The following is a 22,489-nucleotide window of genomic DNA, read 5'->3' as shown; positions in this document are numbered from 1 at the left end:
CAGTTTGATGACATCAAGCAAAGCGGCATGGTGAAAGCCATGCCGCAGCTTTCGCGCGCGACCCCCTTTCGCAATCGCGAAAAAAACGGTAAGAGCGCGCCAAACGTAAATGGCGCGTCCACTTGGCGTAGCGCCCCAGCCTCAGAGATTATGACATATGGCACTTCGCAACATCGCGATCATCGCGCACGTTGACCATGGCAAGACCACTCTCGTTGACGAGCTTCTGAAACAGTCCGGCTCGTTCCGCGAGAACCAGCGCGTCATGGAACGCGTGATGGACTCCAACGACATCGAAAAAGAGCGCGGCATCACCATTCTCGCCAAGGCGACCTCGATCGAGTGGAAGGATACCCGCATCAACATCGTCGACACGCCCGGCCACGCCGACTTCGGCGGTGAAGTCGAGCGTATCCTGTCGATGGTGGACGGCGCGATTGTTCTCGTGGACGCCGCCGAAGGCCCGATGCCGCAGACCAAGTTCGTCGTCGGCAAGGCCCTCAAGGTCGGCCTGCGCCCGATCGTCGCCATCAACAAGATCGACCGTCCCGACGCCCGCGCCGACGAAGTGGTCAACGAAGTGTTCGACCTTTTCGCCGCGCTCGATGCGACCGACGAGCAGCTCGACTTCCCGATCCTCTACGGTTCCGGCCGCGCCGGCTGGATGAACTACGATCCGGCAGGCCCGACCGACGAAGGCCTGGCGCCGCTGCTCGACCTCGTCGTCAAGCACGTGCCCGAGCCGAAGGTCGAGGAAGGTCCGTTCCGCATGATCGGCACGATCCTCGAGGCCAACAACTTCCTCGGCCGCATCATCACCGGCCGTATCGCTTCCGGTTCGATCAAGCCGAACCAGGCCGTCAAGGTTCTCGGCCAGGACGGCAAGCTGATCGAACAGGGCCGCATTTCCAAGATCCTCGCCTTCCGCGGCATCGAGCGCCAGCCGATCGAAGAGGCGCATGCGGGCGACATCGTCGCGATCGCCGGCCTCTCCAAGGGCACCGTCGCCGATACATTCTGTGATCCGGCGGTGACGGAAGCCCTGAAGGCGCAGCCGATCGACCCGCCGACGGTCACCATGTCCTTCATCGTCAACGACTCGCCGCTTGCCGGCACCGAAGGCGACAAGGTGACGAGCCGCGTCATCCGCGACCGGCTGTTCAAGGAAGCCGAAGGCAACGTTGCGCTCAAGATCGAAGAAAGCGCCGACAAGGATAGTTTCTTTGTCTCCGGCCGTGGCGAACTTCAGCTCGCCGTTCTGATCGAAAACATGCGCCGCGAAGGCTTTGAGCTTGCCGTTTCGCGTCCGCGCGTCGTCATGCACAAGGATGAGAGCGGCCAGCTGCTTGAGCCGATCGAAGAAGTCCTGATCGACGTCGATGAAGAGCATTCCGGTGTCGTCGTTCAGAAGATGTCGGAACGCAAGGCCGAAATGGTCGAGCTTCGTCCGTCGGGCGGCAATCGCGTCCGTCTGGTGTTCTATGCGCCCACTCGCGGCCTGATCGGCTACCAGTCGGAACTGCTGACGGATACGCGCGGCACGGCGATCATGAACCGCCTGTTCCACAGCTACCAGCCCTACAAGGGTGAGATCGGCGGCCGCGTCAACGGCGTGCTGCTCGCCAACGAAGCCGGTGAAGCCGTGGCCTACGCCCTGTTCAACCTGGAAGACCGCGGCCCGATGATCATCGACGCCGGCGAAAAGGTCTATATGGGCATGATCATCGGCATCCATACCCGCGATAACGACCTTGAGGTTAACGTGCTGAAGGGCAAGAAGCTGACCAACATCCGCGCCGCCGGCAAGGACGAAGCCGTCAAGCTGACCCCGCCGATCCGTATGACCCTGGAGCGCGCTCTCTCCTGGATCCAGGAAGACGAACTGGTCGAGGTCACGCCAAAGTCCATTCGCCTGCGCAAGATGTATCTCGACGCCAACGACCGCAAGCGGTTCGAAAAGACCAAGGCGGCCCTCTAAGAGCTCAGTCGTTACCGCTTTCAAACCCCGGCCTTCGAGCCGGGGTTTTTTATTGTGCGCTGCGCTGATTCCGACTTGTGACAATCGTTAAAAAAGCGTTAAATTTTATCCGTCGTCCACATATCAAGTCTGTGGGCAATCGATCACGATGCGCTCGCCGCATATGGTTAATTGCCTGCGGCAGGACCAGAGTAAACGTTATGAAGACGTTGTCGATCGATGTCCGGCGGGCCGAACCGCACGATGCCCGAGCCATTTCGGAAACGCACAGGCTCGCCTGGCAACACACCTATGCGGGCATCATTCCACATCGCGCGCTGACGCAGATGATCGAGCGGCGCGGCGAAAACTGGTGGCGCAAGGCAACACGCGGACCCGCGACATTGCTGGTTCTCGATGTCGCGGGGACGGTCGCCGGCTATGCGACGCTCGGTCTCAATCGTGCCCGCGCCCTGCCGCAGGAAGGCGAAATCTACGAGCTTTATCTTCGCCCCGAATATCAGGGCATCGGTCTCGGCCACATGCTGTTCGGCGAGGCGCGCCGACTGTTGAAGTCGCTCGGCTGCAACGGGCTGGTCGTCTGGTGCCTTGAAGAAAACGAGGCCGCCAGCCGCTTCTACCGCCATCACGGCGGGACCGATTTCTGCGAAGGCATGGAAAATTTCGACCACAAGCAGTTGAAGAAGATCGGTTTCATCTGGAACTGATCGGCCTGCTCGAGCGTCGCACGCCTCTCCTCTAAAGTTTTTGCGGCATCACGCCGGTGTCATCACGCATCGGTGATCTGCCGTGTTGCGTTGCGAGATGAAACTGATTATCTGGCTTCGAGCAATTCAACCCCGCGGGAGTATCCTATGCGCATCGACGCCATTTCAATCGGTAATAATCCACCTGAAGACGTCAACGTTATCGTCGAGGTTCCTGTTGGCGGTCATCCGATCAAGTATGAAATGGACAAGGAGGCCGGCACGCTGGTCGTCGATCGTTTCCTCTACACGCCGATGACCTATCCGGGCAATTACGGTTTCGTACCGCACACGCTGTCTGAAGATGGCGACCCGATCGACGTGCTGATCGCCAGCACCCGGCCGCTGGTTCCGGGCTGCGTCATCAACGTCCGTCCGATCGGCGTCCTGAAGATGGAAGACAATTCCGGCAAGGACGAGAAGATCATCGCCGTGCCGTCGCCGAAGCTGACGCTGCGCTATGAGAAGGTGAAGGACTTTACCGATCTTCCGGAGATCACGCTGAAGCAGATCGAGCATTTCTTCGAACACTACAAGGATCTGGAGCCCGGCAAGTGGGTGAAGATCTTCGGCTGGGGCGATTCCAAGGAAGCCGGCCAGCTCATCATCGAAGCCGTCGAGCGGGCCAAGAAGGCGAAGGGCTGACCCCTCAGCCTAATAGCGCTTCGAGCTTTTTTACCAAATCCTCCGGGTCGCCCTCGATCCGGAGGATTTTTTTGCGCGCCGTCTCGCCGGAGACGAGGCTGATGCTGGTTTTCGGAATGCGCAGCGACCGGGCGATCAGCAGGATCAGCGCCTTGTTGGCCTTGCCCTTCTCGGGCACTGATGTGACGCGCGCCTTCAACAGGGTCTCGCCGTCGCCATCCTCCTCGATGCCATCGATCGCGTCACGCCCGCCATTCGGCGTCAGCCGAACGGCCAGGCGCAAGTGATCGCCGGAAAATCTCCAGGGAGGGCTCAAGCGACCAGCGGGTATAGCGTGGTCCAAAGGAAGGTACGCAGGAAGAAGATGATCACCAGCAGGATGATCGGCGAAATATCGATGCCGCCGAGATTCGGCAGCAGACGGCGGATCGGCTTCAGCGCGGGTTCGGTGACATTGTAGAGGAACATGCCGACCGAATTGACGAACTGGTTGCTGGAATTGATGACGTTAAACGCATAGAGCCAGGAGAAAACGGCACTGGCAATCAGTATCCAGGTGTAAATATTCAAAACCAAATCAATGGTTTGAAACAAGGCAAACATCGTCGTCTCCAATTGGTTGTTGACAGACATGTAGACATTGGCGACTAAACGGGCAAGTGCCGTGTCGAAACGCATGGCAGATCATGTTTAACGGGCGGCCTCGCAGCCATTCCGGCGCCCGCTTCCTCGGACAAGGCCCATGTCGTTTTCGCCCACCGGAGACCGTTTCGCCGCGTTTCGGCATTCGTCCTACACGCGCTTCTTCTTCGCGCGCTTTCTGCTTTCCTTCTCGCAGCAGATCGTCAGCGTCGCCGTCGGCTGGCAGATGTACGACCAGACCGGCAAGGCGATCTATCTCGGCCTGATCGGTCTCGTGCAGTTCCTGCCGTCGCTGCTGCTCATCCTCGTCACCGGTTCGGTCGCCGATCGGCACAATCGCCGGGCCATCGCCGCTCTTTGCTCTCTGGTAAGCGCGCTCTGCACGCTGGCGCTGCTGATCATGACGGCGACGGAGACCTTCGCGCCCTGGCCGGTCTTTGCGGTGCTCCTTATTTTCGGGATCGAGCGTGCCTTCATGTCGCCGGCAGTGCAGTCTCTCGCACCCAATCTCGTGCCCGAGCACGCCCTTTCCAATGCGATCGCCTGGAATTCATCGTCCTGGCAGCTAGCGGCGATCACCGGGCCTGTTATCGGCGGCCTGCTCTACGGGGTCAGCGCGACGACCGCCTATACGGTGGCGGTCATCTTTTCCATCCTCGGGGCGGCTCTTCTCTTCATGATCCCGAAGCCGGAACAGAAGACGACGGGTGAGGCCAAGAGCTGGGCGATGATTCTCGGCGGCTTCAGTTTCATCCGTGCGGAAAAAGTGGTGCTCGGCGCGATCTCGCTCGATCTCTTCGCCGTTCTGCTCGGCGGCGCCACTGCGCTGATGCCGATCTTCGCCCGCGATATTCTGACGCTTGGCCCCTGGGGCCTTGGATTGCTGCGCGCAGCACCGGGCCTTGGGGCTATCGTCATGGCGATCTTCCTCGCCGCCTACCCGCTGAAACACCGCGCCGGCCTCTACATGTTCATCGGCGTTGCCCTGTTCGGTGTCGGCACCATCATCTTCGGCGCCTCGACCAATACCGAAATTTCGATCGCAGCCCTTGCGCTGATGGGCGCGGCCGATATGGTGTCGGTCTATGTGCGCGAGAGCCTGATCGCGCTCTGGACGCCGGATCAGCTCCGCGGCCGGGTCAATGCGGTCAACATGGTCTTTGTCGGCGCTTCGAACGAACTTGGAGAGTTCAGGGCGGGCACGATGGCATCGGTCTTCGGTGCTGTGCCGGCAGTCATCATCGGCGGGATCGGAACTCTGGCGGTTGCGGCGATCTGGGCTTCCAGTTTCCCGAAGCTGCGCCGGATCGACACGCTCGACGCGCCTGCCTGACCGCTAAACGGAATTATGCGTGCAGAGTAATAGACGGTGTCGCCTTCGCCGACTTTCCCTCAAAGACGAGATCGAGGAATTCTGTCAGCCAGGCTCTCAGCGGCGCGTCGAACAGCATGCGGCCTTCGAGGTGTTCGCGGCCCTGCTGGGCGTTCGGCAGAATGAAGCGGTGCGCGCCGTGCACGACCCAGCGATGCATCATCACCCGGGTGAGCTCGGCATGGAACTGCAGGCCCCAGGCGTTGCCGTCGTAATGGAAGGCCTGGTTCGGGTAGGCATCGCCTTCGGCGAGCAGATCGGCGCCGTGTGGCAGCTCGAAACCTTCGCGGTGAAAATGATAGACCATCTTCGGCCAGTGCATCAGCAGGCGGCCCTTCTCGGTCGGGTGCAGCGGGTACCAGCCGATCTCCGTCGAGCCGTCGGCATTCGGCTGCACCTTGCCGCCGAGATGACGCACTAGCATCTGGGCACCGAGGCAGATGCCGAGAAAAGGGCGTTTTTCCCGTAGCGGGACCTCGATCCAGTCGATCTCCTTCTTGATGAAGTCATCCGGATCGTTGGCGCTCATCGGTCCGCCGAAGACGACGGCGCCGGCATGATCTGCGAGCGTCGTCGGAAGCGGATCGCCGAGGACCGGGCGACGGATGTCGAGGCAGTAGCCTTTTTCGACCAGCAATTGCCCGACACGGCCGGCACTGGACCGCTCCTGATGCAGGACGATAAGGATCGGGCGCCGGTCGCGGTCCGGATTTTGCTCAGTCGGCATCATCTTGCGCAACCTGGATATCCGTGACCCTGGCGGCCGCCTCCTGCCGCTTCTGGATGCGTTCGCGTGAGGAGACCCCGAGCAGATCGGCGATACGCCAGATGACATGGTCTTCCATCTCGCTGCGCTCGCCATCGGCGTAAACGATGTCCCAGAGAATGCCGATCAGCTCCAGCCGTTGCTCGGTATCGAGATGGCGTTTCAGGTCGGCGGTGAAGCGATAGTAGTCGACGGCGGAGCTTTCGGCTTCGAGGCCGGCGGCCATCAAAGCATCGAGCTGCTTGCTGTCGAGCGAATACTGCTCCTTCAAGAGCTTGCGCAGCCGCTTCTTTTCACTGGCCTTGATCTGACCGTCGGCCTCCATGACCTGCATGCACAGCGCTGCCACTGCGATGCGCGGGTCATCGGGAGCAAAGCCTTTCTTCGGGCGGTCGGCGGTGAGCTTCTGAAAGAATGTCTGAAAGCGTTCGAACATGCGGTTTTCGTTCCATTTCAGAAAAGGCGAAGCCGGGTCTTGGGTTCCGGTTCCGCCCTGGAATCGCGAACGCCGGGATCGTCCGGCAGTCCGCCAAAGAAAGGCTTTGCTTCGTTCGGTACCGGCGCTTTGTCGCCGGCGGCCGGTTCGACGGGTTTCGGCTTTGCCGGCGCCGGCGCGGGGCGCACGGCCTCGGCGATCGTCGCGGCGCGCTCCAGCTGAATGATGCGGTGATCGTTGACCGGGCTTTCCGGCTTGACGTCACGCAGCGGCGGCAGGGTCTTCAGGGCGTTTTCGATCGAGGCGGGCGCCGACCCGTCTTCAAGCGGCCCCTCGATCTGACCGAAGGGCGCCTTCCATTCGAAGGCGTCGAGACGACCCGTGACCGGCGACACCGGCAGCCATTTGTCGGAGACGAAACCATCGGCCACCCAGGCGGGATCGCGCGGGGCTTTCAGTGCCTGGGCCAGCCAGTGGCGCACGCGGCCCTGGTCGCCGGACTCGGCTTCCTCGATGTCGGCCAGGAGCAGGAAGGCGGCTTCACGCGGCTCAATACGCGCCGCCGCTTCCGCCTTGGCGCGCGCCTTGGCGAATTCCTGCGCGTCGAGCGCCGCCTGGGCGACGATGAGAAGAGATTCGACATTGTTCGGGCGCATCGTTTCCAGCCGCTCGGCGCGCTTCAGCCGGTCGAGCGTGGAATCGCCGCTGCGGGCTCTGACATAGGTCTGGCCAATCTCGGGATGAGGCGCCGATTTCCACACCTGTTCGAGGATCGAAGCGGCCTTGCGCAGACCGCCTTCGCGGAACAGTGCCTTTGCGGCAATGAGAGCGGCCGGAACGAAATCGGCGGCGAACTTCAGCGCCTGCAGGGCGTCGTCGCGGGCGCCGGCCGGGTTGCCTTCCAGCTTCTCGGCGGCGCGTGCCGTCAGGAGCACGGCGTGCAGGCGGTTGGCCTCGGGTTTTTCGACGACGCGGGCGGCCTTCTGTTGCTCGAGCAGACGGATCGCATCGTCCCAACGGCCGGCCTGGCTGCGATATTCGAGAGTCGCCTGGGCGGCCCAGGGCAGATAAGGGGCATTGTCGGCGGCCTTTTCGGCATATTGGCGGGCGGCCTCGTTGGCTCCGAGGCGGCGGGCTTCGAGATAGAGGCCGCGCAGGCCAAGCTCCCGTGTTTCCGGGTCATTGGCCATGGCCTCGAATTTGGCGCGCGCTTCGTCATGGCGGCCCTCGATCAGCGCGGCCTGAGCCTCTAGCAGGTTGATCAGCGGCTCCTGATCGGCGCGGATGAGGCCGCGCGAGCGAGCGGCCATCTTGCGGGCGAGTAATGCATTGCCTGCGCCGGCGGCGATCAGGCCGGTCGACAGTGCCTGATAGCCGCGGTCGCGCTTGCGGGCACGGAAATAGCGGGTCACCGAATGCGGCGAAGTCCAGACCAGGCGAACGAACCACCAGGCGATCATCACGGCGGCGATGAGGGCGATGATCGCGCTGACGGCGACGATCAGCTTGGTCTGGTAGATCTGGCCCTCCCAGATCAGCGAGATGTCGCCGGGACGATCGGCGAACCAGGAGAAGCCGTAGGCGAGAGCCAACACGAAGAGGGCGAAGACGACAAGACGGATCAGCATGGTCTTATCCTTCCTTGCCTGTGCCGGAAACCGCTTTCGACAGCGCCCCGCCGACCAGCTCCTCGACACGGATGCGCGCCTCCAGAGACTGTTTGAAGGCGGCGGACGCCTGCTTGCCGGGGGCCGGTAGAGCGTTCCATTCGGCGGAAGCGCCGGGCAGATCGCCGTTCTTCACCTTGTCCTCCAGGCGGGCGGCGATCGCTTCGACGCTCTCACCTTCGATATTGCCGACCGGACGGACCTTGACCAGCGATTTCGCGCTCGCCATCAGCCGGTCCGACCAGCTCTGGTTCGGGTCCGGCTGGTTGACGGTTTCGACGATTGTGGTCGCAACGTCGGGAACCTGGCGCATCAGTTCGGCGCGCGAGGGAACGCCTGTCTCGGCAAAGCCACGCAGGTCGGTGACGGCAGGATCGTCGGGCGCGACGCCGGCGAAGGTGTCGAGTTCGGCCAGGAACGGCCCGCCACGATCGATCGCTGCCTTCAGGGCGGCTGCCGCGATCGCCCGCGCGACGGCAACATCCTCGCGCGGCTCGTTGAGTTTCTTTTCGGCCTCGGCGAGGCGCTTGTCGATATCGGCGGCGCTGCTCGTCTGCTGGTCGGAGGACTGCGCAAGTGTCGAGCGCAACTGGTCGACCTGACTGCTCAGCTCTGCAATCTTCTGGTTGAGCGCCTCGACATTTGCAGGATCGGCCGACGGCGCCGCCGCGGGGTTCTTCGCAGCCGTTTCCAACGCGGCGACCCGCGTCTCAAGCGCGCCGTCGCCCACGCCTGCGGGATTGGCGGCAAGGTTGGCGACGGTCTGTTTCAAGCCGTCGATTTCGCCGGAGAGATCGGCGATCTCGGGCGAGGAGGTCTCAGGTGCGGAGGAACCGGGGAGGTAACCGGCATATTGAATGACGCCTGCACCAAGCAGCGCCACGAGGCCGCCGAAAATGCCGGCGGCGATAAGACCGGAGGTGCCGGCGCCCCGTGGCGCGGGCTGTTCGGCAGGGGGCGTGGAGGACGGTTCGGCGGCTGCCGGCGTCTCCTCTTCCTCCTCCGGCTCCGATTCGGGCTTGTTTTCAGGTTCAGGCTGCGACGCCGCTTCGGTTTCGGGCGGCGGACCGAGATCCGCAGAGGGGCTATCGGCGTCGCCGGAATCATTGTTCACCGGCTTTTCGGTATCGGCTTCGGAGGCGAAGTCCTGTGCATCGAGGTCGATCGTGACCGGCTCATCGGCGCTCTTCGAATGGCGTGGCGGGTTTCCCGATACCATGAGGTCCTCTTTATCCTGCATTGCAACGAAACTAGACAGTGATGCCAATTAAGGGAAGAGGTTAGATCAAATTTGGGCGGCTAAAGCATTCAAAGCAGCGACAAAAGACTTTGCTCATCCGGCATGGACGAAATCGCCACGGTTTTTTTCAGGGACATCGGAATGGCCTGCGCCACTGCTTCGCTCAGGCAGAGAAGGCGGATTTCGCGGTGTTCCGACAGGGCTGATCGCAGCTCCGCCAAGTGAAAAAAATCTTCCACCGTCTGCCGGGAATAGAAGAGAACGGCGTCAGGGCGGCCGCCGGAAAAGAGAGCTTCGATCTCAGTCGGGCTCGGAGCAACCGGCGTCGTGCGATAGCATTCGGCGACCGAAAAGCAGATCCCGAGTTGGCGCAATCTTGTTTCGAACGTTTCGGCGCGCGGCATGCCGGCGAGGTAGAGTAACTCTTCTGTTGTCTGTGCGGCGACGAGATCGGCGAGATCGCGGCCGTTGCCTGCGGACGCGGCGACCGAGCGGAAACCGAGACGGCGCGCCTCTTGCGCGGTCATCTCGCCGACCGCAAACAGCGGACGGAGAAGATGCGGACGAAGTTTCTCGCCGAGCGCGGACACGACCCTGACGGCTTCGGCGCTGGTCACCGCGATCGCGCCGCTGGTGGCTTCGAGTGCGCCTGCAGCTGCGGCACTGTCGTGCCGTGGCCGGCGCAGCGGCAGCAGCAGCGGCTCGTGGCCCATATCGCGCAGACGTTGTGCTGTTCTTGTCGCTGAATGCGCGGGGCGGGTGACGAGCACACGCATGGCCGCTTCAGTGCCAGTCGTCGAAGAAGGTACTGCCGGCTCTTGCGCGCACGTCCTGGCCGGCGCGGGTGCCGAGTGCGGCCGCATCGCGGCGGTGGCCGTCGGTCGTCACCGCATGCTGGCTGCGGCCGTCGGGCGTGAGGATCAGGCCGGAGAATCGAATCAGGTCGCCCTCGCAGACGGCATAGCCGGCGATCGGTGTGCGGCAGGAGCCGTCGAGAGCAGCGAGGAAGGCGCGCTCGCAGGAGACAGTGTCGAAGGTCGCGGCATCGTTGACCGCCGCCAGCAGGTCATCGATTTTTGTGTCGCCGATGCGGCTTTCGATGCAGATCGCCCCCTGCGCCGGCGCCGGTGGGAAGGTGTCGGGGTCGAGGATATCGGTGATCACCTCGACCTTGCCGAGGCGTTTCAGGCCGGCCAGCGCCAGCAGGGTCGCATCCACCTGCCCTTCTTCGAGCTTGCGCAGGCGGGTTTCGACGAGGCCGCGGAAGGTGATGACGTTGATGTCGGGCCGCATGCGGCGGATCAGCGCCTGGCGGCGCAGCGACGAAGAGCCGACGGTGGCGCCATGCGGCAGGTCAATGAGCTTGCGCGCGGTGCGGCCGACGACGGCGTCGCGGATATCCTCGCGCGGCAGATAGGCAGACAGGTGAAGGCCGTCCGGCAGATGCGTCGGCATGTCCTTGGCGGAGTGCACGGCAAAATCCAGCTCGCCTGACACAAGCTTCTGTTCGAGCTCCTCGGTGAAGAGACCCTTGCCGCCGATCTCGGCCAGCGACCGATCGGTGATGCGGTCGCCCCTGGTGGTCAGCACGACGATCTCGAACATCTCTTCAGGCAGGTTGTGCGCCGCCATCAGCCTGTCGCGGGCCTCATGCGCCTGGGCAAGCGCCAGCGGGCTGCCCCGCGTGCCGATCCGGAAAGGTTTTGTTTGCATCCGCTCTGTTCCGTTGTTACCGGAATTCTCGTAAACGGGTTTCCGTTCCATCGCAATGAATGAACAGGCCACATGGTTCCCTTTCTGCGCATCCTCGGCATCGAAACAAGCTGCGACGAGACCGCCGCAGCCGTCGTCGAGCGCGATGCGGAGGGGCATTGCAACGTCCTGTCGGATGTCGTGCTTTCCCAGCTCGACGAGCACAGCGCCTATGGCGGCGTGGTGCCGGAGATCGCCGCGCGCGCCCATGTCGAGGCGCTGGACGAGCTGATCGAGCAGGCGTTGAAGCGCGCCAATGTGTCGCTTGATGATGTCGACGCCATCGCCGCCACTTCAGGGCCGGGCCTGATCGGCGGACTGCTTGTGGGATTGATGACCGGCAAGGCGATCGCCAGGGCCGCCGGCAAACCGCTCTACGCGGTCAACCATCTCGAGGGCCATGCGCTGACGGCGCGGCTGACCGACGGGCTCTCCTTTCCCTATCTGGTGCTGCTGGTCTCCGGCGGCCATACCCAGCTGATCCTGGTGCGCGGTGTCGGACAGTATGAACGTTGGGGCACGACGATCGACGATGCGCTCGGCGAAGCTTTCGACAAGACGGCAAAGCTGCTCGGCCTGCCTTATCCCGGCGGTCCGGCGGTGGAGCGGATGGCGCGCGACGGCAATGCCGATCGCTTCGATTTTCCGCGCCCGCTCGTCGGCGAGGCGCGGCTCGATTTCTCCTTTTCCGGTCTGAAGACGGCGGTGCGACAGGCGGCGCAGGATATCGCGCCGCTCAGCGATCAGGACGTGGCTGATATTTGCGCCTCGTTCCAGCGGGCGATTTCGCGCACGCTGAAGGACCGCATCGGCCGCGGCCTGCAGCGGTTCAAGAAGGAGTTCCCGACGACCGGCGAGAAGCCGGCGCTGGTCGTTGCCGGCGGTGTCGCCGCCAATCTCGAACTGCGCGCGACGCTGCAGGCGCTCTGCGACAAGAACGGCTTCCGCTTCATTGCGCCGCCGCTCAGCCTCTGCACCGACAATGCGGTGATGATCGCCTGGGCGGGGCTCGAGCGCATGGCGACGGGCGTAGCGCCTGATACACTCGACGTGCAGCCGCGTTCGCGCTGGCCGCTCGATGCCAATGCCGAAACGCTGATCGGCTTTGGCAAGAGAGGAGCCAAGGCATGAGCGAAAAGATCGTCGTCATCGGATCGGGCGCTTTCGGGACCGCACTTGCCGCCGTCATCGCCCTTGCCGGCCGCAGCGCCGTGACGCTCGTCGGACGCAAGCCATCGCTGATGGCCGATCTGAAGAGCGAACGGCTGCATGATGCCGTGCTGCCCGGCATTGTCCTGCCGGAATCGCTCGAATTCTCCGCCGAGGCGGAGGCGGTCGCCGACGCCTCGATCGTGCTTTTTGCGATGCCCTCGCAGGCGCAGGCCGATGCGGCGCGGCAATATGGTCCCTATATGTCGAAGGATGCCGTTGTCGTCACCTGCGCCAAGGGCATCGAGCGGACGACGGGCAATCTTTTGACCGACATGCTGGAGCGGGAACTGCCGGACCATCCGGTTGCGGTTCTCTCCGGTCCGGGATTTGCCGCCGATATCGCCAAAGGACTGCCGACGGCGATGGCGATCGCGGCTGATGACATGGAGACGGCCGAGCGGCTCGCTCAGGCGATCTCCGGGCGGACCTTCCGGCTCTATGCCTCCACCGATCGCATCGGCGTGCAGCTCGGCGGCGCGCTCAAGAATGTACTGGCGATCGCCTGCGGCATCGTCGAAGGCCGCGGCATCGGTGAATCCGCCCGTGCGGCATTGATTGCCCGTGGTCTCGCGGAAATGTCGCGTTTCATCGTGGCCAAAGGCGGTCAGGCCGATACGGTGCGCGGACTTTCCGGTCTCGGCGATCTGGTGCTGACGGCGACGAGCCATCAATCGCGGAACCTGCGTTTCGGCATTGCGCTCGGGCGCGGCGAAAAGACCGATCCCGCGCACGGCGCGCTGGTGGAGGGTGCGTTTGCCGCTTCCGTCGCCTCCCGGCTTGCCGCGGAGCTTTCGATCAGCATGCCGATCACCGATGCCGTTTCCGCCATCATCGACGGCAGGCTCGATATATCGGACGCCATCGAGCAGTTGATGACGCGTCCAATCACCACCGAATAGGAGAATAGACATGCTTTTCGCCCTGCTCTGCAAGGACAAGCCGGGACATCTGAACGTCCGCATAGAGACGCGGCCGACGCATCTTGCCTATCTCGACAAGCTCAATGCCGAAGGCAAGCTCTCCATGGCCGGCCCTTTCCTTGACGACGAGGGCAAAGCCTGCGGCAGTCTGGTGCTTGTCAAGGCGGAGACGGCACAAGAGGCAAAGGCGCTCGCCGATGCCGATCCTTACGCCATGGCCGGTTTGTTCGAAAGCGTCGATATCAAGCCCTTCAACTGGGTCTTCAACAAGCCGGAGGCGTGAGCATGGCGCATTGGCTCTATAAATCCGAACCTGCCTCCTGGTCCTGGGAGCAGCAAAAGGCCGCAGGCGAAAAGGGCACGGAATGGACCGGCGTGCGCAACTATCTGGCGCGCAACAACATGCGGGCGATGCAGATCGGCGACAAAGGGTTCTTCTACCATTCTAATGACGGGCTGGAGATCGTCGGCATCGTCGAAGTCGCAGCGCTGTCGCATCCCGACTCCACCGCCAAGGGCGACCCGAAGTGGGATTGCGTCGATATCCGCGCCGTCATGGACATGCCGAAGCCGGTGACGTTGAAGGACGTCAAGGCGAACCCGAAGCTCGCCAAGATGTCGCTCGTCACCTCCATGCGCCTTTCCGTGCAGCCGGTGACCGATGACGAATGGGCCGAAGTCTGCCGCATGGGCGGGCTCGACAATCCGCCGCGTTGAAAACCGATCCGGAAGCCTTCATCCGCGCCAATACCAGTCTGATGGCGCCGCCGCATGTGCCGGAGATTTCGCTGCATCTTGCCAGCGAGGCGCATGAGCTCTGGCTGAAGACGGAGGAGGAGCTGGAAGCGATCGGCCTGCCGCCGCCTTTCTGGGCTTTTGCCTGGGCGGGCGGGCAGGGACTGGCGCGCTACATCCTCGATCACCCGGAGATGGTGCGCGGCAAGCGTGTGCTGGATTTTGCCAGCGGCTCCGGCCTCGTCGGCATTGCCGCGATGATGGCCGGTGCGCGTGAGGTGACGGCCGCCGATATCGATCCCTGGGCGGAGACGGCGATCCGGCTGAACGCCAAGGCCAACGGCATTCTTCTCGGATTTACCGGCGCCGACCTGATCGGACAGGATATCGACGCCGATATCGTGCTTGCCGGCGACGTCTTCTATGACCGTGCCTTCGCCGAAGCGCTCGTTCCCTGGCTGACGAGGCTGACGGGGCAAGGCATATTGGTTCTGGTCGGCGATCCCGGGAGAAGCTATCTGCCACGGGAACAACTGGAATTCTGTGCGGCCTATCAGGTACCGGTGACGCGGGCGCTTGAGGACAGCGAAATCAAGAAGACGACGGTCTGGCGCTTCGGCTTAAGATCTTAAGGCCGGATCACGCAGACATTGGCCTCGTAGCTGCAGGGATCGTCCTGGACGGCGACGTCGATGACCTTCGCTTTTGGCGCCTGGGGCGCGAGCCGTGCGGCCGGATAATACCCGTAGCCACTGCCGCCGACATAAGTCCCGCCATCGATGTGATAGGCATAGGAGCCGGCATAAGTGTCGCCGCTGTCGCCACCCGGCGGCTGGGGCGCGAAGATGACCAGGCTGCTGCGGGCGACACGATTTGTCGCGGGGGACGAAAGCTGTTTCAGGAACGGCATCCGCCCCCTGTCGTGTCGGCGAATATAGGCATTGTCGAAACGGATGCCGCGATCGCGCCAGCCGAGACGTTGTCCGAGAAGCAAGCCGTTGTGCAAGGCGTGGCGGTGGCCAAGGAAACGATGATCGCCGAAGCGATGATCGAAACGGCGCTCGCCGGCGGCGGCAGGCAAGGCGACAAGCGCGGCGAGCGCAAGCAGGGCGACTGCAGACAGACTGCGAAACATGGATGCCAGCCTCCGGAATTCCCGATCGTTAACAAATCGTTAATTCCCAGATTGCGCCAAAAGCCGTGGCTTGTCCATGCGGCTGGGAAGAACGGCATAAATATTGAGCCGAAAAGACCACTTTCGTGGGCGCGGTTCAGCTTTTCGCCGAAGCGCAGAACCGCTCTAACCTTTTGTTCTTACGCAATTCCGGGCGGAAAATCTCTTCGCAGCTTTTCTGGAATTGCTCCCGCCCGCAAACTTCGCGGTAACCCGAATCGATTAAATTAAAAGCTGACAGCGATTGTGCTTGTCGTCGGGCTTTCCGGTGAGTAAACGTCGCAATTGATGCAACGCACACAGAGAATTTTGTCATTCGTGTGGTTGACTGAGCATGCTCCGAAATCCGGGAGCGCAGAGAAGCCGCCGCGAGGTTCTGATGGCGAACGTGACAAATAACCGGCCCCTGTCGCCGCATTTGCAAGTCTATAAACTTATTCCCACCATGGTCATGTCGATCGTCCACCGCATCACCGGTGGTGCGCTCTACGTCGGCACGCTGCTCGTCGCCTGGTGGCTGATTGCGGCGGCAAGTGGCCAGAGCTCTTACGACTGGGCCAACTGGGTGCTCGGCAGCCTTCTCGGCAAGCTCGTACTGCTCGGCTACACCTGGGCACTGCTGCACCACATGCTCGGCGGTTTCCGCCACCTCATGTGGGACCTCGGCCACGGCTTCGAGAAGGAAGTCTCGACCAAGCTCGCCATCGCCAACGTCATCGGATCGCTCTGTCTGACCGTGCTGGTCTGGGCGATCGGCTTCCTCATTCGCTTCTGAAGGTCCTCTCATGGATATGCGCACCCCCCTCGGCAAGGTTCGCGGGCTCGGCTCCGCCAAGGAAGGCACAAGTCACTTCTGGCGTCAGCGGCTGACCGCCGTCTCCAATATTCCGTTGATCCTCTTCTTCGTCATCTTCATGATCACCTATGCCGGCGCGCCCTATGCGGATGTGGTTCGCGCCCTGTCGAACCCCTTTGTCGCTGTCGTCATGGGATTGATGGTGATATCGGGCGTCATCCATATGAAGCTCGGCATGCAGGTGATCATCGAGGATTACGTGCACGCCGAATTCGGCAAGATCGCTCTGCTGATGCTGAACACGTTCTTTGCGATCGTGATCGCCAGCCTCTGTCTCTTCGCCATTCTGAAAATCGCATTCGTAGGATAAGCTCGACATGGCACCGACTTCACCCGCCCAGAACGGCAAGGCCTACAAATATGTCGACCACTCCTATGACGTGATCGTCGTCGGCGCCGGCGGCGCGGGCTTGCGCGCGACGCTCGGCATGGCCGAGCAGGGTTTCCGCACCGCCTGCATCACCAAGGTGTTCCCGACCCGCTCGCATACGGTTGCGGCCCAGGGCGGCATCGCCGCCTCGCTGCGCAACATGACGCCGGACAGCTGGCAGTGGCATCTCTATGACACCGTCAAGGGTTCCGACTGGCTCGGCGACGTTGACGCCATGCAGTATCTCACCATGGAAGCGCCGAAGGCGGTCTATGAGCTCGAGCATTACGGCGTGCCGTTCTCGCGCAACGAGGAAGGCAAGATCTACCAGCGCCCGTTCGGCGGCCACATGCAGAATTACGGCGAGGGTCCGCCGGTGCAGCGCACCTGCGCCGTTGCCGACCGTACCGGCCATGCCATCCTGCATACGCTCTACGGCCAGTCACTGCGCAACAACGCCGAATTCTTCATCGAATATTTCGCGCTCGATCTGATCATGTCTGAGGACGGCAGCCGCTGCACCGGTGTCGTCGCCTGGTGCCTCGATGACGGTACGATCCATCGCTTCGCTGCAAAGATGGTGGTGCTGGCGACCGGCGGCTACGGCCGCGCCTATTTCTCGGCGACCTCGGCCCATACCTGCACCGGTGACGGCGGCGGCATGGTGGCACGCGCCGGCCTGCCGCTTCAGGACATGGAATTCGTGCAGTTCCACCCGACCGGCATCTACGGTTCGGGCTGTCTGATCACCGAAGGTGCGCGCGGCGAAGGCGGTTACCTCGTCAACTCCGAGGGTGAGCGCTTCATGGAGCGTTATGCACCTTCGGCCAAGGACCTTGCCTCGCGCGATGTCGTCTCGCGCTGCATGACGCTTGAGATCCGCGAAGGCCGCGGCGTCGGCAAGAACAAGGATCACATCTTCCTGCATCTCGACCATCTCGATCCGGCGGTTCTGCACGAACGGCTGCCGGGGATTTCCGAGAGCGCCAAGATCTTCGCCGGCGTCGACGTCACGCGCGAGCCGATCCCGGTTCTGCCGACCGTCCATTACAATATGGGCGGGATTCCCACCAATTATTGGGGCGAAGTGCTGAACGCCGATGGCGCCAATCCGGAGCGGATCATTCCCGGCCTGATGGCTGTGGGCGAAGCAGGCTGCGCCTCGGTGCACGGCGCCAACCGCCTCGGCTCCAACTCGCTGATCGACCTCGTGGTCTTCGGCCGTGCTGCCGCGATCCGCGCCGGCGAGGTGATCGACCGCGCAGCGCCGGTCCCGCATCTCAACGTTGCGGCCTGCGACAAGATCATGGACCGCTTCGATGGTCTGCGCCACGCCAGCGGCGGCACGCCGACGGCTGAACTGCGCGAGAAGATGCAGCGCGCCATGCAGGAAGACGCCGCCGTCTTCCGCACGCAGGAATCGCTGGAATCCGGTTGCCGGCGTATTTCGGCGATCTGGGGCGAAATGAAGGACATCAAGGTCACCGACCGGTCGATGGTCTGGAACTCCGATCTCGTGGAAACGCTCGAGCTGCAGAACCTGATGGCAAACGCCATCACGACGATCTACGGCGCCGAGGCCCGCAAGGAGAGCCGCGGTTCGCACGCCCGCGAGGATTACACCGAGGGCGCATTCTCCGGCCGCGACGACGTCAACTGGCGCAAGCATACGCTCGCCTGGGTGAGCGAGGCAGGTGAGGTGAAACTCGACTACCGGCCTGTTCACACCGAGCTGATCGCCGAAGGCATCGATCCGCACAAGATCGAGCCGAAGGCGCGCGTCTACTGATATCAAGAGGAACCTGGCATGGTTGAACTCGCTCTCCCCAAGAATTCCCAGATGCGCGAAGGCAAGGTCTGGCCGAAGCCGGCCGGTGCGACCAACACGCGCGAATTCCGCGTCTACCGCTGGAGCCCGGACGACGGCCAGAATCCGTCGATCGACACCTTCTACATCGATGTCGACGATTGCGGCCCGATGGTGCTCGACGGTTTGCTCTACATCAAGAACAAGATCGACCCGACGCTGACGCTGCGCCGCTCCTGTCGCGAAGGGATCTGCGGTTCCTGCGCGATGAACATCGACGGCACCAACACGCTTGCCTGCACCAAGGGCCTCGACGATATCACGGGCGCGGTGAAGATCTATCCGCTGCCGCATCTGCCTGTCGTCAAGGATCTGGTGCCCGATCTCAGCAACTTCTACGCCCAGCATCGCTCAATCGAGCCCTGGCTGAAGACGGTGTCGCCGACGCCGGCCAAGGAATGGAAGCAAAGCCATGAGGACCGGCAGAAGCTCGACGGTCTTTATGAATGCATCCTCTGCGCCTGCTGCTCGACCTCCTGTCCGAGCTACTGGTGGAACGGCGACCGTTATCTCGGTCCGGCCGTTCTGCTGCAGGCCTATCGCTGGCTGATCGATTCCAGAGACGAGGCGACCGGCGAACGTCTCGACAACCTCGAGGATCCGTTCCGCCTCTACCGCTGCCACACGATCATGAACTGCGCGCAGACCTGCCCGAAGGGCCTCAACCCGGCCAAGGCAATCGCCGAAATCAAGAAGATGATGGTCGAGCGCCGGGTCTGATTGGTATGCATGCCACTCGACTGGACGGCTTCGATCCCGGAGCCGTCGCGGAGATCACGCATCGGTTTGGCGATCGAAAGCGGCAAACGCGCCTGAGGCTTTCCGTCTCCCGATCATCATGGTGCCGGGAAGGTTGCGGCAAATTATGTCGGGCTTATGCGGCAACATTTTCAAGACCACGGCGAAGCCGGTGCGGTTATTCCTGCGAAGCTCGTTCGAGCGCTATGCAGAGACATTGCGGGAGTTTGGCAGAAATCCTGGCAGAGATGAGCGTGCGCAACACCTTGCTGACAAATTCTATGTGCAGGAAGTTTTGCAGCAGGGCAGTTGAACTTATCGTTTTTCGGTTAGGTGTTGTCACGGGCAATTTCTGCAACCCGACTTGATTAACCAAAGCGAATTACGATAATCGAACTTGTCTCACGCCCGTTCTTTGCGGCGATAGCCGAATTCAGGAGTATGATGATGCAGTTGCGATATGCGATGACAGGTCTGGTGGTGGCTCTCGCGCTAGCCGGTTGTCAGCGTACGGCATATGATTACAGCTCCAACTCGAACGCCGGGCCGGCGCCGTTGACGGCGCAGCCTGTCCCCTCCGTCCAGGGCGGCCAGCTTCCGCCGCCGACCGGCAGCTCGCAGTTTCCGGCCGCGCCGACGGCGACGGCACCGATGCCTGGGGCACAGTCCGGCGCCATGGCTGCGAATGCGCTCGACGTCACCAAGGAATCGATGGTCGGAAGCTGGCGCGTCAACGGCAGCTGCGACATGTTCCTGACACTCACCAATCTCGGCAGCGGATCGCGCGGCGGCACGCGCGGCTGCGTCGGCGAGCTGACGGCGATGGGCTCCTGGGAGGTCGCAGGCAAGCAGGTGCTGCTCAAGGACCGTTCGGGCAACCAGATCGGCAGCGTCTACAAGACGGCCGACAACCGCTTCCAGGGCCAGACGAATACCGGTCAGCCGATCAGCCTCAGCCGGTAATTAACCGGCGCGGTAATCAAACCGGCGCGGTAAACGATCCGGCGGCGCCCCGCCGATGACCGACAGGCGGACATGCCCTTATGCAGCCAATGCCAGATTATGCGCTCAGCGTCTGCGAACAGCTTAAATCGCTGACGCTTTCCGGTGCTTTGCAGGTCGATTCCGCCCAGATGGATGTGGCCAAAAGCCTGGATCGGGTGCTCGCCGGGCTGAAGCAGCAACGACCGGCGGCGAAATCGAGCGCGCTGGGCTGGCTGTTCGCCTCGAAGAAGAAAGCCGCAGGCGGCATCAAGGGGCTTTATATCCACGGCAGCGTCGGACGCGGCAAGACCATGCTGATGGACATGTTCTTCTCGATGGCGCCGTGCAAGAAGAAGCGCCGGGCGCATTTCCACGAATTCATGGCGGATGTGCACAATCGCATCGCCGCCCACCGGCTGAAGCTCAAGAACGGTGAGACGAAGCAGGCCGATCCGATGCCGCCGGTGGCCGCAGCGCTTTACGAGGAAGCGGAATTGCTCTGCTTCGACGAGTTCACCGTCACCGACATTGCCGACGCGATGATCCTGTCGCGGCTGTTTTCCGAGCTCTTTTCGCGGGGGTGCGTGCTGATCGCGACCTCGAATGTCGAACCGGACAATCTCTACAAGGATGGGCTCAATCGCGGCCTGTTCCTGCCCTTCCTCGCTCTGCTGAAACAGCATGTCGATGTCGTCACACTGGATTCGCCGACCGATTACCGGATGGAGAAGCTGAACAGCCAGCCGGTCTATCTCGTTCCGATCAACGAACATAACGACATGGCGATGGAGGCATCCTGGACGCAGGCGTTGCACGGGCGCAAGGCGCAGCCGCTCGATATTCCGATGAAGGGGCGCTCCATCCACGTGCCGCTTGCCGCCGACCGGATGGCGCGCTTCTCTTTCGCCGATCTCTGCGACAAGCCGCTCGGGGCCGCCGACTTCCTGGCCATCGCCAAACGCTTCGATATGGTCTTCCTCGATCACGTTCCCTTGCTCGGGCCGGAGAAGCGGAACCAGATCAAGCGTTTCATCATTCTGGTCGATACGCTCTACGATCATGCCGTGCGGCTTTACATATCCGCGGCGGCGTTGCCGGAGAACCTGCTCGTCCATCGGCGGGGCGCCGAGGGCTTTGAATTCGATCGCACGGCCTCGCGCCTGTTTGAGATGCGGAGCGCGGAATATCTTGCGCTGCACCATGAGAAACGCGCCGCAGAGTAACGATCCAGTGACAAAATATATTACGTTTACGTAAGAATTTTGGTATCTAAACGATTGAAAATGCTGCATCAAAATTAATGGATTGCCATTTTTAGCCTTTGGGTCTATGCGAGTGCGTCATTGGGCGGTGCCTTCAAGCGTCGTTCGACGAATTTGATCGCAAAGGAAACAGCGAAATGGCGCGTAACAAGATCGCACTCATTGGTTCTGGCATGATTGGTGGCACGCTGGCGCATCTCGCCGGCCTGAAGGAACTGGGCGACATCGTCCTCTTCGACATCGCCGACGGCATCCCCCAGGGCAAGGGCCTCGACATCGCACAGTCCTCTCCGGTCGAAGGCTTCGACGCCAATCTGACCGGCGCCAGCGACTATTCGGCGATCGAAGGCGCCGACGTCTGCATCGTCACCGCCGGCGTCCCGCGCAAGCCGGGCATGAGCCGCGACGACCTTCTCGGCATCAACCTCAAGGTCATGGAGCAGGTCGGCGCCGGTATCAAGAAGTATGCCCCGAACGCCTTCGTCATCTGCATCACCAATCCGCTCGACGCCATGGTCTGGGCGCTGCAGAAGTTTTCCGGCCTTCCGGCCAACAAGGTCGTCGGCATGGCCGGCGTTCTCGACTCCTCGCGCTTCCGTCTCTTCCTCGCCAAGGAATTCAACGTCTCCGTTCAGGACGTGACGGCCTTCGTGCTCGGTGGCCACGGCGACACGATGGTGCCGCTCGCCCGCTACTCGACGGTCGGCGGCATTCCGCTCACCGACCTCGTCACCATGGGCTGGGTCACCAAGGAGCGCCTCGAAGAGATCATCCAGCGCACCCGTGACGGCGGCGCCGAGATCGTCGGCCTGCTGAAGACCGGTTCGGCCTATTATGCGCCGGCTGCCTCGGCGATCGAAATGGCCGAATCCTACCTCAAGGACAAGAAGCGCGTCCTGCCTTGCGCGGCCCATCTGACCGGCCAGTACGGCGTCAAGGATATGTATGTCGGCGTTCCCACCGTCATCGGCGCCGGCGGCGTCGAGCGCGTCATCGAGATCGACCTCAACAAGACCGAGAAGGAAGCCTTCGACAAGTCGGTCGGCGCCGTCGCCGGTCTTTGCGAAGCCTGCATCAACATCGCGCCTGCCCTGAAGTAATCGGCGCTGAAGTAATCGAAACAGGGA

25 protein-coding genes are annotated in these 22,489 nt (G+C 62.4%); 16 read left to right on the top strand and 9 right to left on the bottom strand.

The window, feature by feature from the left end:
* Positions 1-157: 157 nt before the first annotated feature.
* The 3 genes from typA to ppa all read left to right on the top strand — a co-directional run bounded on the left by typA (position 158) and on the right by ppa (position 3,369).
* Positions 158-1,978 carry a translational GTPase TypA gene (gene typA, locus AMK02_RS19860; protein WP_037117960.1) on the top strand — a complete coding sequence of 607 codons (1,821 nt, stop codon included), beginning with the start codon at positions 158-160 and terminating at the stop codon, positions 1,976-1,978.
* A 200-nt stretch (positions 1,979-2,178) separates the two neighbouring features.
* The gene (locus AMK02_RS19855) at positions 2,179-2,685 is read left to right on the top strand and encodes a GNAT family N-acetyltransferase (protein ID WP_011427107.1); all 507 of its coding nucleotides are present in this window, start codon (positions 2,179-2,181) and stop codon (positions 2,683-2,685) included.
* A gap of 147 nt (positions 2,686-2,832) precedes the next feature.
* Positions 2,833-3,369, top strand: a complete 537-nt coding sequence (gene ppa, locus AMK02_RS19850) for an inorganic diphosphatase (RefSeq protein WP_064805467.1) — start codon at positions 2,833-2,835, stop codon at positions 3,367-3,369.
* A gap of 4 nt (positions 3,370-3,373) precedes the next feature.
* On the opposite strand, the gene AMK02_RS19845 is transcribed toward ppa, so the two are convergent.
* Positions 3,374-3,685 (bottom strand): DUF167 domain-containing protein, encoded by a 312-nt coding sequence (locus tag AMK02_RS19845; protein WP_064805465.1) that lies wholly within the window; start codon positions 3,683-3,685, stop codon positions 3,374-3,376.
* Positions 3,682-3,972, bottom strand: coding sequence for a YggT family protein (locus AMK02_RS19840; protein ID WP_011427104.1), 291 nt, complete (start codon positions 3,970-3,972; stop codon positions 3,682-3,684). Before AMK02_RS19840 ends, AMK02_RS19845 begins: the two co-directional genes overlap by 4 nt.
* A 139-nt stretch (positions 3,973-4,111) precedes the next feature.
* Between AMK02_RS19840 and AMK02_RS19835 the strand changes: the two genes are divergently transcribed.
* Positions 4,112-5,344: an MFS transporter gene (locus tag AMK02_RS19835; protein ID WP_064805464.1), complete on the top strand. Its 1,233-nt coding sequence runs from the start codon at positions 4,112-4,114 to the stop codon at positions 5,342-5,344.
* A 13-nt stretch (positions 5,345-5,357) separates the two neighbouring features.
* Here AMK02_RS19835 and AMK02_RS19830 read toward each other — a convergent pair whose 3' ends face one another.
* From AMK02_RS19830 to hemC, 6 genes are all read right to left on the bottom strand, one after another.
* The gene (locus AMK02_RS19830; protein ID WP_064806387.1) at positions 5,358-6,113 is read right to left on the bottom strand and encodes a glutamine amidotransferase; all 756 of its coding nucleotides are present in this window, start codon (positions 6,111-6,113) and stop codon (positions 5,358-5,360) included.
* Positions 6,100-6,585 (bottom strand): tellurite resistance TerB family protein, encoded by a 486-nt coding sequence (locus AMK02_RS19825; RefSeq protein WP_064805462.1) that lies wholly within the window; start codon positions 6,583-6,585, stop codon positions 6,100-6,102. The genes AMK02_RS19830 and AMK02_RS19825 overlap by 14 nt, the downstream gene beginning before the upstream one ends.
* A gap of 17 nt (positions 6,586-6,602) precedes the next feature.
* The gene (locus AMK02_RS19820) at positions 6,603-8,213 is read right to left on the bottom strand and encodes a heme biosynthesis protein HemY (protein ID WP_064805460.1); all 1,611 of its coding nucleotides are present in this window, start codon (positions 8,211-8,213) and stop codon (positions 6,603-6,605) included.
* A gap of 4 nt (positions 8,214-8,217) precedes the next feature.
* A complete protein-coding gene (locus AMK02_RS19815; protein ID WP_189636985.1) occupies positions 8,218-9,492 on the bottom strand; it encodes a COG4223 family protein in 1,275 nt (424 codons plus the stop codon).
* A 68-nt stretch (positions 9,493-9,560) separates the two neighbouring features.
* On the bottom strand, positions 9,561-10,268 hold the full coding sequence (locus AMK02_RS19810; protein WP_064805456.1) for a uroporphyrinogen-III synthase: 708 nt from the start codon (positions 10,266-10,268) through the stop codon (positions 9,561-9,563).
* A gap of 7 nt (positions 10,269-10,275) precedes the next feature.
* Positions 10,276-11,205, bottom strand: coding sequence for a hydroxymethylbilane synthase (gene hemC / locus AMK02_RS19805; RefSeq protein ID WP_064805454.1), 930 nt, complete (start codon positions 11,203-11,205; stop codon positions 10,276-10,278).
* A gap of 72 nt (positions 11,206-11,277) precedes the next feature.
* Here hemC and tsaD point away from each other — a divergent pair, with 72 nt between their 5' ends.
* Genes tsaD through AMK02_RS19780 form a run of 5 tightly spaced genes read left to right on the top strand, consistent with a single transcriptional unit; the run spans position 11,278 to position 14,743 of the window.
* On the top strand, positions 11,278-12,375 hold the full coding sequence (gene tsaD / locus AMK02_RS19800) for a tRNA (adenosine(37)-N6)-threonylcarbamoyltransferase complex transferase subunit TsaD (RefSeq protein WP_064805452.1): 1,098 nt from the start codon (positions 11,278-11,280) through the stop codon (positions 12,373-12,375).
* Complete coding sequence (locus tag AMK02_RS19795; RefSeq protein WP_064805450.1) at positions 12,372-13,355, top strand: NAD(P)H-dependent glycerol-3-phosphate dehydrogenase; 984 nt, start codon at positions 12,372-12,374, stop codon at positions 13,353-13,355. Before tsaD ends, AMK02_RS19795 begins: the two co-directional genes overlap by 4 nt.
* Before the next feature lie 10 nt (positions 13,356-13,365).
* Positions 13,366-13,659 carry a YciI-like protein gene (locus tag AMK02_RS19790; RefSeq protein WP_064805448.1) on the top strand — a complete coding sequence of 98 codons (294 nt, stop codon included), beginning with the start codon at positions 13,366-13,368 and terminating at the stop codon, positions 13,657-13,659.
* A gap of 2 nt (positions 13,660-13,661) precedes the next feature.
* Complete coding sequence (locus AMK02_RS19785) at positions 13,662-14,093, top strand: EVE domain-containing protein (protein ID WP_064805446.1); 432 nt, start codon at positions 13,662-13,664, stop codon at positions 14,091-14,093.
* A complete protein-coding gene (locus AMK02_RS19780; protein WP_064805444.1) occupies positions 14,090-14,743 on the top strand; it encodes a class I SAM-dependent methyltransferase in 654 nt (217 codons plus the stop codon). Before AMK02_RS19785 ends, AMK02_RS19780 begins: the two co-directional genes overlap by 4 nt.
* On the opposite strand, the gene AMK02_RS19775 is transcribed toward AMK02_RS19780, so the two are convergent.
* Entirely contained in the window at positions 14,740-15,246 is a 507-nt protein-coding gene (locus AMK02_RS19775; protein WP_064805442.1) for a hypothetical protein, read from the bottom strand. The genes AMK02_RS19780 and AMK02_RS19775 overlap by 4 nt on opposite strands.
* 418 nt (positions 15,247-15,664) lie before the next feature.
* Between AMK02_RS19775 and sdhC the strand changes: the two genes are divergently transcribed.
* The 7 genes from sdhC (at position 15,665) to mdh (ending at position 22,462) form a co-directional block, all read left to right on the top strand.
* Positions 15,665-16,060, top strand: coding sequence for a succinate dehydrogenase, cytochrome b556 subunit (gene sdhC / locus AMK02_RS19770; protein ID WP_064805441.1), 396 nt, complete (start codon positions 15,665-15,667; stop codon positions 16,058-16,060).
* A gap of 10 nt (positions 16,061-16,070) precedes the next feature.
* Positions 16,071-16,451, top strand: coding sequence for a succinate dehydrogenase, hydrophobic membrane anchor protein (gene sdhD / locus AMK02_RS19765; RefSeq protein WP_064805439.1), 381 nt, complete (start codon positions 16,071-16,073; stop codon positions 16,449-16,451).
* Positions 16,452-16,458: 7 nt separating this feature from the next.
* The gene (gene sdhA, locus AMK02_RS19760; protein WP_064805437.1) at positions 16,459-18,300 is read left to right on the top strand and encodes a succinate dehydrogenase flavoprotein subunit; all 1,842 of its coding nucleotides are present in this window, start codon (positions 16,459-16,461) and stop codon (positions 18,298-18,300) included.
* A gap of 18 nt (positions 18,301-18,318) precedes the next feature.
* Positions 18,319-19,098 (top strand): succinate dehydrogenase iron-sulfur subunit, encoded by a 780-nt coding sequence (locus AMK02_RS19755; RefSeq protein WP_011427088.1) that lies wholly within the window; start codon positions 18,319-18,321, stop codon positions 19,096-19,098.
* Between the two features lie 465 nt (positions 19,099-19,563).
* On the top strand, positions 19,564-20,079 hold the full coding sequence (locus AMK02_RS19745) for a protease inhibitor Inh/omp19 family protein (RefSeq protein WP_064805435.1): 516 nt from the start codon (positions 19,564-19,566) through the stop codon (positions 20,077-20,079).
* Positions 20,080-20,159: 80 nt separating this feature from the next.
* Positions 20,160-21,323 carry a cell division protein ZapE gene (zapE, locus tag AMK02_RS19740; protein ID WP_064805433.1) on the top strand — a complete coding sequence of 388 codons (1,164 nt, stop codon included), beginning with the start codon at positions 20,160-20,162 and terminating at the stop codon, positions 21,321-21,323.
* Between the two features lie 176 nt (positions 21,324-21,499).
* Positions 21,500-22,462 carry a malate dehydrogenase gene (gene mdh / locus AMK02_RS19735; protein WP_010034465.1) on the top strand — a complete coding sequence of 321 codons (963 nt, stop codon included), beginning with the start codon at positions 21,500-21,502 and terminating at the stop codon, positions 22,460-22,462.
* Positions 22,463-22,489 lie beyond the last annotated feature (27 nt).

The organism is Rhizobium sp. N731, assembly GCF_001664145.1.
In the GTDB taxonomy this organism is placed as follows: Bacteria; Pseudomonadota; Alphaproteobacteria; order Rhizobiales; family Rhizobiaceae; genus Rhizobium; species Rhizobium esperanzae.
This window is presented reverse-complemented; position numbering and strand designations above follow the sequence as displayed.